The following is an 11,635-nucleotide window of genomic DNA, read 5'->3' on the forward strand; positions in this document are numbered from 1 at the left end:
GATACGCAAAGGCCGCTAAAAAGCGGCCTTTGTAATGCTTTAATAAGACGCCTGTTATTTGTTCGCGTCTAGGAAGCTTTTCAGTAGATCAGAGCGTGAAGGGTGACGCAATTTGCGCAGAGCCTTGGCTTCGATCTGACGGATACGCTCACGGGTTACGTCGAACTGTTTACCTACCTCTTCCAAGGTGTGGTCGGTGTTCATATCGATACCAAAACGCATACGTAGTACTTTCGCTTCACGAGCAGTTAGGCCAGCAAGCACTTCGTGGGTTGCACCCTTGAGGCTTTCCATGGTCGCCGAGTCGATTGGCGATTCAATGGTGGTATCCTCAATGAAATCACCAAGATGCGAATCTTCATCGTCACCAATTGGGGTTTCCATCGAGATCGGCTCTTTGGCAATTTTCAGTACCTTGCGGATCTTGTCTTCCGGCATCATCATGCGCTCGGCAAGTTCTTCCGGATTCGGTTCACGACCCATTTCCTGCAACATTTGGCGAGAAATACGGTTTAGCTTGTTGATGGTCTCAATCATGTGTACCGGAATACGTATGGTACGGGCTTGGTCAGCGATTGAACGCGTGATAGCCTGACGGATCCACCAAGTCGCGTAAGTCGAGAACTTGTAACCACGACGGTATTCAAACTTATCAACCGCCTTCATCAGACCTATGTTACCTTCCTGGATTAGATCCAAGAACTGCAGACCACGGTTGGTGTATTTTTTGGCGATTGAAATTACAAGACGTAAGTTGGCTTCAACCATCTCTTTCTTGGCACGGCGGGCTTTCGCCTCACCAATGCTCATGCGACGGTTGATGTCTTTAATACGCTCGATTGATAAACCTGTGCTTTGCTCAATATGCTTAAGCTTATTGATGCAGCGCTCAATTTCTGGCTTCAATTCGGCCAGCATAGTTGAGTAATTTTCACCGGCTGCGATTTCAAGGTCTAGCCAGGCGCTGTCGGTTTCATTGTTAGCAAAGTGCTTAACGAAGGTTTTCTTCGGCATCTTCGCAACCTGTACCGCCTGCTTCATGATGATGCGCTCTTGTACACGCACTTTATCCATCATATCGCGCATGTTATTAACCATGCGGTCGAATTGCTTAGGCACTAGTTTAAAGGTGCGGAATAGCTCACCGATCTCAACAATAGCTGCTTTCGCGTCTGGGTGTGAGCGACCTTTTTCTTCGAAAATTACACGAGCACCGTTGTACAGGGTACGCAGATTTTCGAAGTGGATACGTGCTTCTTCCGGATCTGGACCGTTATCCGTTTCTTCTTCCGAGCTATCGTCGTCGCTGTCATCGCCATCGTCGTCTTCGTCATCTAAGTCATCGTCACTTAGTTCTGAACCGATATGGGTGGCTGAGATCTGTGTATCTTCTTCGTTAGGATCGAAAAAGCCGGTAATAATGTCGCTCAGGCGGATCTCTTCCGCTTCGAACATATCCCATTGCTCAAGCAGGTGAGAAATGGCTTCCGGATATTCGGCTACAGAAATCTGTACCTGGTTGATACCTTCTTCGATACGCTTGGCGATATCGATCTCACCTTCGCGCGTTAAAAGCTCGACTGTGCCCATTTCGCGCATATACATGCGCACCGGATCCGTGGTACGGCCGATTTCTTTTTCTACGGTGGCAAGTGCCGCAGCGGCAGCTTCTGCCGCATCCTCATCGGTGGTGGTCTCGGCCATCATCAATTCATCAGCATCTGGTGCGCTTTCGCAAACCTTGATACCCATGTCATTGATCATGCTAATGATATCTTCGACCTGATCCGAATCTATGATGTCTTGTGGAAGGTGATCATTCACTTCAGCGAATGTCAGATAACCTTGCTCTTTACCTTTCTGAATCAGAAGTTTTAGTTGTGACTGAGGAGTTGGATCCATAGAGATTTGCTCTTCCACCCTGATAAATTAATACAACAGGCGTCAGCTTAAGTACCTAAGCTGGGTGCCCCAAGCCGGTTTGACGCGGTGAATAGCGTAGTATAACAGACCGTGAAATTTCTGGCTAGCTTTCGAGCACTTCACTGCCTTTAAGTGCTTGAGTCAGCAGGGCGTATTCACGCCGCTCTGTCACGCTTAGACCTTGAGTCTTGTCCTTTATTAATAAGGACTCTAAACGGTGATTTAAACACTGATCTTCAATGAATTTGACCGTTTGTTGGAAATGAGGTTCCAACACCTCATCGTTTATTTGGTGAGGCCAGGCGGCTAGCTTGGTCAAAGCGCCGTATTCCGGGCGATCGCGGTAGTGTTCCAGCAGGTGCGCGGTGCGCGCTCCTGGGTTATCGAGACAATGCTTTTGTATGGTCAAAAATAATTCCAGACCGGGCAGGCCGAGGCTGGCCAGCTCTGGCATATAGTCAACGCTGGCCGCCAGTTGCGGGTGCTGCAGCATGAGGGCGATGGCGGTGCGCATCGGCGTCATCTTAAATTGGCTTTCCACCCTGTGCTGTTGGCGCGGAGTTTTAAGCTTGGCATTAAGTTGCTCTCGGGTGCGACCGATAAAGCGGGCCAGACGCTCCAGCAGGTTTTCCTGATAGAATTCACTGGGGATCTTCTCAATCAGAGGCAGGGCCAGGCTCAGCAGTTTGGCTTTGCCAGCATCCTGAGTAAGATCTATGTCGTCACTCAAACGGCTAAAGAAGACGTCGCTAAAATCTCTGGCATCGACCAGGCGTTGTTCAAACGCGGCCTTGCCTTCTTGCTGCACCAAGGAATCCGGGTCTTCGCCATCGGGCAGAAATACAAACTTCAGTGCCTTACCGTCTTTTAAATGGGGCAGGGCATTTTCTAAGGCTCGCCAGGCGGCATCGCGACCGGCGCGGTCGCCATCGTAGCAACACACGACCTTGTCGGTTGCCCGTAGCAGCATCTGCATATGTTCGTTGGTGGTCGCCGTACCCAGGGCCGCTACCGCGTATTTAATATCATGCTCCGCCAGCGCCACCACATCCATATAGCCTTCAACAATCAGTAGTTGCTCAAGCTTTTTATGGGCCTGTTTGGCTTCATAAAAGCCATATAACTCAAAGCCCTTATGGAAGATTCTGGTTTCCGGCGAGTTCAGGTATTTAGGACCATTATCGTCCTGGCCCATAATGCGTCCGCCAAAGGCGATAACACGACCACGACGATCGCGAATAGGAAACATAAGACGATCGCGAAAGAAATCAAAGGTGCGACCATTGTCTTTTTGCGTTGCCAGCTTGAGCTCGATCAGCTGTTGCTTTTGTTTCGGATTTTTCCCCAAGGTTTGGCACAGGGCTTCCCATTCGCTGGGCGCATAGCCGATACCGAAGTCTTTTACCGTTTGTCCGCTTAAGCCTCGGCCTTTAAGGTAGTCAATCACCAGTTGGGCATTGGCATGATGGCGCAGTTGCTGCTGATAATAGCGCGCGGTTTGCTCCATTAAATCGTAGTCGGATCGTTTTTGCTCCTGGGAGACCGGCGGACGATCGCTTTGGTTGGGGTTGCCTTGCTCTCTGGGGACTTCCAGGTGCAACAGGCTGGCCAGCTCTTCGATGGCGTCAACAAAGTCGAGTTTGTCGTACTCCATTACAAAGCTGATGGCGTTGCCGTTGGCACCACAGCCAAAGCAGTGATAAAACTGTTTATCCTGAGAAACGGTGAAGGATGGGCTCTTTTCATTGTGAAATGGGCAGCAAGCCTGGTAATCCTTGCCTGCTTTTTTCAGGTTTACGCGCGAGTCGATCAACTCGACTATGTCGGTACGCGCTAAAAGATCGTCGATAAATTGTCGGGGGATCTTACCTGCCATTCGCAACACCTAAGAAGAAAAGAGAATCACACTAGTATATCAAGGGCGATGGGAAAAGGGGTTATAAATTTACGCCTTGATTTTTACAGACTCTAAAAACGAAGAAACCGAGCACTAGGCTCGGTTTGCTTGAATTTGCTTTCGCGAATTAGGCGTTAAGACGCTGTTTAATAAGGCCTGAGAGTTTGCCCATATCGGCACGGCCTTCAGCTTGACTCTTAATTACGCCCATCACTTTACCCATGTCCTGCATGCCTTGTGCACCAGTATCGGCGATGGCTTTATCAATCAGTTGACTGATTTCATCTTCGCTCAGCTGCTTTGGTAGAAACTCTTCCAAAACACTCATTTCCGCTGCTTCTACATCGGCAAGATCGTCACGACCGGCATCCTTATACTGAGTATAAGAATCGCGGCGTTGCTTCACTAGTTTAACTACAACCGACGTAATATCGGCTTCGTTTAACGTGATTTGCTCGTCGATCTCACGCTGTTTAACGGCAGCGAGTACTGAACGAATAGCACCAAGGCGTAATTTGTCCTTGGCACGCATCGCGTCTTTTTGTGCATCTTTTAACGAATCTAATAGACTCATGACAACAAGACCGGACAGTGATTAGTATAATTTAACGCGACGTGCGTTTTCGCGAGAAAGCTTTTTCATGTGACGCTTAACAGCAGCCGCTTTTTTACGCTTACGCGCAGCGGTTGGCTTTTCATAGTGCTCGCGACGACGAACTTCTGAAAGGATACCTGCTTTTTCACATGAACGCTTGAAGCGGCGTAGGGCTACGTCAAACGGCTCGTTTTCTCTTACTTTAATTACTGGCATTAAAATCTCACCTACCTAACTTAATGAGCTGCACTCATTCGATCAAATAATGATCATGTGGTTCAAAAATGGTGCGGCATTGTAATCCGAGTTACCCCGGTGTGTAAAGAATAAATATCACAATACTGGTAAAATTGCAGCAAGGGAGTAGAATATGCGGCCTTATCAGCCACATCGCCCTGCGAGGAGACAGACATTGCGCATTTTGGGGATTGAATCATCCTGTGACGAGACCGGGATCGCCATCTATGATGACGAACAAGGTTTGTTGGCCCACCAACTCTATAGCCAAGTAAAAATGCACGCCGACTACGGCGGTGTGGTGCCTGAGCTGGCGTCGCGAGATCATGTGCGTAAGACTCTGCCCTTGATTGAAGCGGCTTTCGCCGAGGCGAACTGTGGTCCTGAGGATCTCGATGGTGTGGCCTATACCGCGGGCCCAGGCCTAGTAGGTGCGCTCTTGGTAGGATCCTCGATCGCACGATCCCTGGCTTATGGCTGGAAGCTGCCTACCGTGGCCGTGCACCATATGGAAGGTCACTTGCTTGCGCCTATGCTTGAGGAAAAGGTTCCCGAATTTCCATTCGTGGCCTTGCTGGTTTCTGGCGGCCATACCTTGCTGGTCAAGGTAAGCGCCATTGGCGAGTACGAAGTATTAGGTGAGTCGGTGGATGACGCCGCCGGTGAGGCCTTCGATAAAACCGCTAAATTACTGGGCCTGGATTACCCTGGCGGCCCTTTGTTGGCGAAACTGGCCGAGCAGGGCACCCCGAATCGCTTTAAATTCCCCCGCCCCATGACCGACAGACCGGGCCTGGACTTTAGCTTCAGTGGCTTGAAAACCTTTGCCGCCAATACCATTCGCAGCGAAGGCGACGATCTGCAAACCAAGGCGGACATTGCCCATGCTTTCCAAACCGCGGTGATCGACACCCTGGCTATCAAGTGTAAGCGTGCGCTTAAGGAAACCGGTATCAAGCGTTTAGTTATTGCCGGTGGTGTAAGTGCCAATACCTATTTGCGTGAGCAATTAGAGCAGGTGATGCAGGGCATGCAGGGTGAAGTGTTTTATCCGCGTCCGGCATTTTGTACGGATAACGGCGCGATGATCGCTTATGCGGGTATGCAGCGTCTTAAGGCGGGGCAAACGGCTACCTTGGATACCCGAGTTCAGCCTCGCTGGCCTATAGATACCCTGCCTAGCATTCGCTAGTAGGTCCTAAAGCGCCGGCGATTATTTCTCTGGCGCTACCTCTTCTTTTTCTTTCTTTTTCCCTACCTTAGGCTCTTTGCCCTTGAGCAAGCGTACCATGTTGGTGCGATGGCGAAAGATGATCAGCACGGTTAAAAACAGCACTGGCTCAGTGTACAAGGGCTTGATCCACCAGGTATACAAGGGAGCCAGGGAAACGGTTACCAAGGCGGCCAGGGATGAATAGCGGGTCAGGGCGACAACGCAGGCCCAGGTGAGGATCAGCAAGCCGCCAAGGGATAAACCTATGGGTAATAAGGCGCCAAAGGCGGTGGCCACGGCCTTGCCGCCCTTAAAACCGAAAAACAGCGGATAGATATGCCCTAAGCAGGCGGCCACGGCGACCAGTCCCAGGTGAATAGGATCTATGCCCATAAAATAGGCGCTCCACACCGGGATGGTGCCTTTGAGAATATCGAATACTAGTACCAGGATCGCGGGAAGCTTACCGCCAATGCGCAAGACGTTGGTGGCGCCGGGGTTTTTCGAGCCGGCTTGGCGAGGATCGGGCAGCGCAAAAAGGTGGCAGATCAGTACTGCCGAAGAGACCGAACCGAGAAGGTAGGCAAAAATGCACATTAACGCCGCTAACACTGTCATCCTTATTTTTTAATTGTACGTTTTAAGCTATTATCGCCGCTCATTATAAGTGTGCGCCGAGCTATTTCAGGCCGGGCGCAGCGAGGTAAATCGCGGTTACGCCAGGTCAGGGTACTTATTCTAATCCTTTTTGGGTATCCGACCAGCTGACATTGGAGCTTCAAACATGGACAAAGTCTATATATCACAGCTTAGAGTGGACACCATTATTGGAGTGTACGACTTTGAGAAAGAAAGTAAACAAAGCCTTTATTTCGATATCGAAATGGACTGCGATTTACGCCAGGCCGCCCAGAGTGACGATCTCTCTTATACTATAGACTATGCCTTGGTCAGTCAGCGCGTCACCGAGCATTGCTTGGCAAAACCGGTGGAATTGCTGGAGACTCTGGTAGAGCAATTGGCGGCGCTTATTCTTAATGAATTCAACACGCCCAAGGTGGCCATTACCGTCAGCAAGCCCGCTGCGGTGCCTGCGGCGCAAACCGTTGGCGTTAAAATCGTACGTAGTAAAAACTAGTTATGGCTCGCATTTATATTAGCCTAGGCTCCAATATCAATAAGCGCGAAAACCTTCTGAATGGGTTAAGCGCGCTGCGCCAACATTTCGGCGTACTGCAACACTCCAATGTGTATGAAAGCGAAGCCGTGGGTTTTAACGGCAGTAATTTTTATAATTCTGTGGCTGGGGCCGACACGGATATGAGCCTGGCTCAGGTCTGTAGCCTGCTCAAGCAGATTGAGCGTGATAACGGCCGCACCCCCGACGATAAAAAGTTTAGCCCCCGTACTCTGGATCTGGATCTGTTGTTTTATGATGACGTGATCTGTGACTTTCCGGCGCAGTTGCCCCGTGATGAGATCACCAAAAATGCCTTTGTGCTTTGGCCCTTGTTTGAACTGGCCCCAGAGCTGGTGCACCCGGTTACTCAAACCACCATTGCCACACTCTGGCAAGATTATGATAAATCAAAACAAAACCTATGGAAGGTCACTATCGAATGAGTATTCTCGCTATTGTTGTATTGGCAGTGATTCAAGGACTGACAGAATTTCTCCCCATTTCGAGCTCCGCCCACCTGATTTTACCCTCGCAGCTGTTGGGCTGGCAGGATCAGGGTCTGGCCTTTGATGTTGCCGTGCATGTCGGCTCCTTAATGGCGGTGATGATTTATTTTCGCAGGGAAATAGGCGATATCCTGGTGGCCTGGTTTAAATCCTTCGGTTCTCAGGGCGCCACCGACGACAGCAAACTGGGCTGGTATATCTTATTGGCAACCATTCCTGCGGGCCTGGCCGGCAAGCTCTTTGAAGATTTGATTGAGCAGCATCTACGCGCGGCCATAGTGATCGCCATTACCACCATCTTTTTTGGCCTAGTGCTATGGCTGGCGGATATTAAGGCCAAACAAACAAAGAACATCTATCAACTGAATTGGAAATCGGCCTTGCTGATCGGCTGTGCCCAGGCCGTTGCGCTTATTCCCGGTACTTCACGTTCGGGTATCACCATGACGGCAGGTTTATTTTTAGGTTTGACTAAGGAAAGTGCGGCACGTTTTTCGTTTTTGCTGTCTGTGCCCGTGATTGGCGGCATGGGGCTTATTAAAACTATAGAGCTGGCCACGGGTGAGCAAGCGGTAGACTGGCAAGCTCTGATCCTTGGCGCCGGTTTATCCTTTATGGCCGCTTATGCCTGTATCTTCTTATTCCTTAAGTTTATCGAGCGCATGGGCATGTTCCCCTTTGTGATTTACCGCTTACTTCTGGGCTTCGGCTTACTGGCGTTTTTGCTTTATCAATAGCCCGCGCTTTTCTCTTATCTTCTCGTAAAGTGAGAAATAAACTTGGCCCCTACTTTCATGGGGCCAAGACGTTTTCAATAGCTTCAAGTCGCCCCTGGGCCAGTGCCGTTTTAATGGCAGCCCCTTCTATACCCTGACCAATATAGGTTTGCGCGTTCACCTGCTGCGCCGCCTCGGCAGCCTTAAGCAATAGGGGGTGGCGGCTAAAATCACCGAGCTGGGCACACGTATACGCCTGTACCAAATCGTCCAGTCGTTGTGGGCGACGCCAAATATCCAACTCATTAAAAAGCGTCACCAGTTCCTTGGCCTGCCAGTTCTCTTGGCTGAGCAGGGCGGCATGCTTGGCCAGCGCTTCGCTGATCTCCATATATTGCTTTGGCACCCGGTAGTGCTGATAAAACGTCTTGCGGGCCTTGGTACCGAGCGCTTGCATCACCTGTGCAAACTGACAAGGTGGGGTGTAATCATGGCTGCGGCCATAGTCGATTTTCGCTTCCAGGCCCTGCTTTTCATTCGCCCATATGTTTGCTAATTCGGGGCAGAGTACGCTCAGGGCATCGCACTTAGCCAGAGCATCGATAAAGATATGAATATAACCGTCATCCAGAGCCTTTTGCCATTCCATCCAAACACGTTCCGGGGTCAGTGCCTGAAGCTCACCGCTGTGGGCTATGTCGCGCATCAGGGCCAGAGTATCTTCGGCTATATGAAAGCCGAGATAGTGATAGCGGGCGCGGAAGCGGGCTACGCGTAATACCCGCAAAGGGTCTTCGCTAAAGGCGGCGCTAACATGGCGCAACAAACGTTTTTCAATGTCGGCCTGGCCATAAAAAGGGTCGATAAGCTGGCCATCTTCACCTTGGGCTATGGCGTTGACGGTCAGGTCGCGGCGTTCTAAATCCTGCTCTAGGGTAATATCCGGATTAAAGTCGCAAATAAAGCCGGTGTAACCCTGGCCTTGTTTGCGCTCGGTACGCGCCAGGGCGTATTCTTCCTTGCTGCGTGGATGCAAAAATACCGGGAAATCCTTGCCAACCTGGGTGTAACCAAGTCGCTTCATTTCTTCTATAGTCGCGCCCACTACCACGTAGTCGCGCTCTTTGATGACTCGCCCTAATAACTGGTCGCGTACCGCGCCACCGATAAATATGTTTGCATCCGTTTTCCCGAGCGGCTAAAAAGATGATTGTAACAGAGTTTTATCATGGCGGTTTTTTTGCCATTATAAGAAGTGCGAGTGATAATTTAATTAAACCGCAGCGCTTAGTGCCTACCAGGGAAGTTTTCCGGGTAAGGCCTGTGGCAAAAACTAAGGACCTATTTGTGTATCTAGATTACTTTGGCTTAACCGAAAAACCCTTTTCCATCGCCCCGAACCCCGAGTACCTTTATCTCAGTGAACGCCATAATGAAGCCTTGGCACACCTGACGCATGGGTTGGGTGAGTCCGGCGGCTTTGTGTTGCTAACCGGCGAGGTGGGCACCGGCAAAACCACGGTAACCCGGTGCATGCTTGAGCAGGTACCAGATTCGACCCAGGTGGCCTTTATTCTTAATCCCACCTTGTCCGAGTTGGAATTGTTGGCGAGTATCTGCGATGAGCTGGAGATCGAGTATGATCACCAAAACGCCACCTTGAAGACGCTGACCGACCGCATTAAGGGGCGTTTGCTAAGCAACCATGTTAATGGTCGTCATACCATGCTGATCATCGATGAGGCACAGCATTTGGCGCCTCAGGTATTGGAACAGCTGCGTTTACTTACCAACTTAGAAACCAACCATAAAAAGCTGTTGCAGATTATTCTCGTTGGCCAGCCGGAATTGCAGGCCTTACTGCGTCGTAATGAGCTGCGCCAGCTTGCACAGCGTATTACCGCCCGCTATCACCTGTTGCCACTGACGCTGGCCCAGGTCGATGCGTACGTTAAGCACCGCTTAAAAATTGCCGGTGGCAGGCAGATCCTCTTTGATCGTGCTGCGGTAAAGCAAATTCACCAACTGACTGGCGGTATCCCGCGCTTGATTAACCTCTTATGCGAACGCGCCTTACTCGGTGCCTATTCGGCCCAGGTTAATCAGGTCAGCAAAAAATTAGTGACTCAGGCGGCTAAAGAAGCCTTGCCGGAAACCTTACCGAGTCAAAAAAATAACGGCACAGAGAGCCGAGGCAAACGTTTTGTTTTTACCCTGGGCGGGGTTATGATGCTGTTCGCCGTGGGCATTGGCTTATCTTACTTTATTTAGGGCTCTACTATGTCGCTGTTATTAGACGCATTAAAACAATCACAAAATCAATCGAGTGCCCTAGAATCTGAGCCCGATACATCGCAGCAAGAGGCGTTAGACTTTTATCGCCGCCTAAGCTGGGGCCTAGTCGCCCTGGTGGTGATTGCCGTGGTTCTGGTGGTGGGCTATTTCGCCGGTAAATGGTGGCAGGATAATAGCAATGAATTGTTAGTACAGGCCAAGGCCCAGATGCAAGCGCAGATGCAAGCACAGGAGCAGCAGTCTACCAAGGCAAATGTGACCGCCGCCCAAAACGCTTCACCGGCTCAGGTGAATGCCGAGCTGGCTACAAATCAAGCACAGCCAGTTAATAATCCGCAGAATCAAGTGACAGGCCAGCAGGTTGGTCAATCCGTAGCGCAGGGGCTACCGCAGGGGCAGGTTAACTTGAATGCTCTGCAGGTGCCGGTGCAATTTGCCCAGCCTTATCAACAAATGGTGCCCGTTTATGTGATGGGACAAATGCCCCAGGCCTATGGCCCTGGCACCTATATGCAATGGGTTCCCGCTTATGGTAATCCTATGATGGCCAATGCCGGCCAATATCCGCAAACCTTTAATCCTGGGGCGCAGCCGGTCGATACCAGTCAATATAAGGTGGTGGGTAAGCCAATGGAGCAGGGCAACAATGCTTATCAGCAACCTCAGCAGGGTTACTCTTCGACACCTAGTTATAACGATGCTGAGTTACAAGGAGTTTCCAGCGACTTAAAACGTGCCTTTGCCGATGCCGTAGCCGCTACCGCAGGCATGCAGAATGATGATTCAGTCACTACCGCATCGCGCAGCAGTGCCATGGTAGAGCCCATCGAATTATTGCCGGAGGCGATTCAGAGCCGCATTCCATCCTTGGTCTATCAAGCCCATATTTATGCCACCGCGCAGGATAGACGTTGGATTAAACTCAATGGTTATGAGCTGTATGAGGGTGATAATGTGGGTCGCATACGGGTTGTGGAGATCACTCCGGAGCAGACAATTTTAAGCATTGATAACTATGAGTTTTCCCTTGAGGCAATGCAAGACTGGCCTTAATAAGAGGCATAGGCTTATCG

General features: G+C 50.4%; 12 protein-coding genes. 6 read left to right on the forward strand and 6 right to left on the reverse strand.

Annotated elements, in window-relative coordinates; all coding sequences use genetic code 11:
- Positions 1–54: 54 nt before the first annotated feature.
- The 4 genes from rpoD to rpsU form a co-directional block, all read right to left on the reverse strand.
- On the reverse strand, positions 55–1,902 hold the full coding sequence (rpoD, locus tag C2M35_RS03190; RefSeq protein WP_105199450.1) for an RNA polymerase sigma factor RpoD: 1,848 nt from the start codon (positions 1,900–1,902) through the stop codon (positions 55–57).
- A 124-nt stretch (positions 1,903–2,026) separates the two neighbouring features.
- Entirely contained in the window at positions 2,027–3,799 is a 1,773-nt protein-coding gene (gene dnaG / locus C2M35_RS03195; RefSeq protein ID WP_105199451.1) for a DNA primase, read from the reverse strand.
- Positions 3,800–3,947: 148 nt separating this feature from the next.
- On the reverse strand, positions 3,948–4,394 hold the full coding sequence (locus tag C2M35_RS03200; RefSeq protein WP_105199452.1) for a GatB/YqeY domain-containing protein: 447 nt from the start codon (positions 4,392–4,394) through the stop codon (positions 3,948–3,950).
- 21 nt (positions 4,395–4,415) lie between these two features.
- Entirely contained in the window at positions 4,416–4,631 is a 216-nt protein-coding gene (rpsU, locus tag C2M35_RS03205) for a 30S ribosomal protein S21 (RefSeq protein ID WP_105188416.1), read from the reverse strand.
- Between the two features lie 196 nt (positions 4,632–4,827).
- On the opposite strand from rpsU, the gene tsaD reads away from it, so the two are divergent.
- The gene (gene tsaD / locus C2M35_RS03210; protein ID WP_105264587.1) at positions 4,828–5,844 is read left to right on the forward strand and encodes a tRNA (adenosine(37)-N6)-threonylcarbamoyltransferase complex transferase subunit TsaD; all 1,017 of its coding nucleotides are present in this window, start codon (positions 4,828–4,830) and stop codon (positions 5,842–5,844) included.
- A gap of 21 nt (positions 5,845–5,865) precedes the next feature.
- On the opposite strand, the gene plsY is transcribed toward tsaD, so the two are convergent.
- Positions 5,866–6,477 carry a glycerol-3-phosphate 1-O-acyltransferase PlsY gene (plsY, locus tag C2M35_RS03215; protein ID WP_158677900.1) on the reverse strand — a complete coding sequence of 204 codons (612 nt, stop codon included), beginning with the start codon at positions 6,475–6,477 and terminating at the stop codon, positions 5,866–5,868.
- A gap of 172 nt (positions 6,478–6,649) precedes the next feature.
- Between plsY and folB the strand changes: the two genes are divergently transcribed.
- Genes folB through C2M35_RS03230 form a run of 3 tightly spaced genes read left to right on the forward strand, consistent with a single transcriptional unit; the run spans position 6,650 to position 8,288 of the window.
- Positions 6,650–7,003, forward strand: a complete 354-nt coding sequence (folB, locus tag C2M35_RS03220) for a dihydroneopterin aldolase (protein ID WP_105199455.1) — start codon at positions 6,650–6,652, stop codon at positions 7,001–7,003.
- A gap of 2 nt (positions 7,004–7,005) precedes the next feature.
- Positions 7,006–7,488 carry a 2-amino-4-hydroxy-6-hydroxymethyldihydropteridine diphosphokinase gene (gene folK, locus C2M35_RS03225; protein ID WP_105264588.1) on the forward strand — a complete coding sequence of 161 codons (483 nt, stop codon included), beginning with the start codon at positions 7,006–7,008 and terminating at the stop codon, positions 7,486–7,488.
- Positions 7,485–8,288, forward strand: a complete 804-nt coding sequence (locus tag C2M35_RS03230) for an undecaprenyl-diphosphate phosphatase (protein ID WP_105199457.1) — start codon at positions 7,485–7,487, stop codon at positions 8,286–8,288. Before folK ends, C2M35_RS03230 begins: the two co-directional genes overlap by 4 nt.
- 55 nt (positions 8,289–8,343) lie before the next feature.
- Here the strand turns inward: C2M35_RS03230 and C2M35_RS15900 are convergent, their stop codons facing one another.
- Entirely contained in the window at positions 8,344–9,441 is a 1,098-nt protein-coding gene (locus C2M35_RS15900) for a tRNA nucleotidyltransferase (RefSeq protein WP_158677902.1), read from the reverse strand.
- Between the two features lie 173 nt (positions 9,442–9,614).
- Here C2M35_RS15900 and C2M35_RS03240 point away from each other — a divergent pair, with 173 nt between their 5' ends.
- Both C2M35_RS03240 and C2M35_RS03245 read left to right on the forward strand, forming a co-directional pair.
- Positions 9,615–10,538 carry an ExeA family protein gene (locus tag C2M35_RS03240; RefSeq protein WP_105199756.1) on the forward strand — a complete coding sequence of 308 codons (924 nt, stop codon included), beginning with the start codon at positions 9,615–9,617 and terminating at the stop codon, positions 10,536–10,538.
- A gap of 9 nt (positions 10,539–10,547) precedes the next feature.
- Positions 10,548–11,615 (forward strand): general secretion pathway protein GspB, encoded by a 1,068-nt coding sequence (locus C2M35_RS03245; RefSeq protein WP_105264590.1) that lies wholly within the window; start codon positions 10,548–10,550, stop codon positions 11,613–11,615.
- Positions 11,616–11,635 lie beyond the last annotated feature (20 nt).

Origin of the sequence: Pseudoalteromonas sp. T1lg76 (assembly GCF_002964725.1) — a bacterium.
GTDB lineage: Bacteria > Pseudomonadota > Gammaproteobacteria > Enterobacterales > Alteromonadaceae > Pseudoalteromonas.

Bases quoted from the DNA above. Each gene is read 5' to 3' on its own strand.
- rpoD (WP_105199450.1), bottom strand. From the start codon at position 1,902: ATGGATCCAACTCCTCAGTCACAACTAAAACTTCTGATTCAGAAAGGT.
- dnaG (WP_105199451.1), bottom strand. From the start codon at position 3,799: ATGGCAGGTAAGATCCCCCGACAATTTATCGACGATCTTTTAGCGCGT.
- C2M35_RS03200 (WP_105199452.1), bottom strand. From the start codon at position 4,394: ATGAGTCTATTAGATTCGTTAAAAGATGCACAAAAAGACGCGATGCGT.
- rpsU (WP_105188416.1), bottom strand. From the start codon at position 4,631: ATGCCAGTAATTAAAGTAAGAGAAAACGAGCCGTTTGACGTAGCCCTA.
- folB (WP_105199455.1), top strand. From the start codon at position 6,650: ATGGACAAAGTCTATATATCACAGCTTAGAGTGGACACCATTATTGGA.
- folK (WP_105264588.1), top strand. From the start codon at position 7,006: ATGGCTCGCATTTATATTAGCCTAGGCTCCAATATCAATAAGCGCGAA.
- C2M35_RS03230 (WP_105199457.1), top strand. From the start codon at position 7,485: ATGAGTATTCTCGCTATTGTTGTATTGGCAGTGATTCAAGGACTGACA.
- C2M35_RS03245 (WP_105264590.1), top strand. From the start codon at position 10,548: ATGTCGCTGTTATTAGACGCATTAAAACAATCACAAAATCAATCGAGT.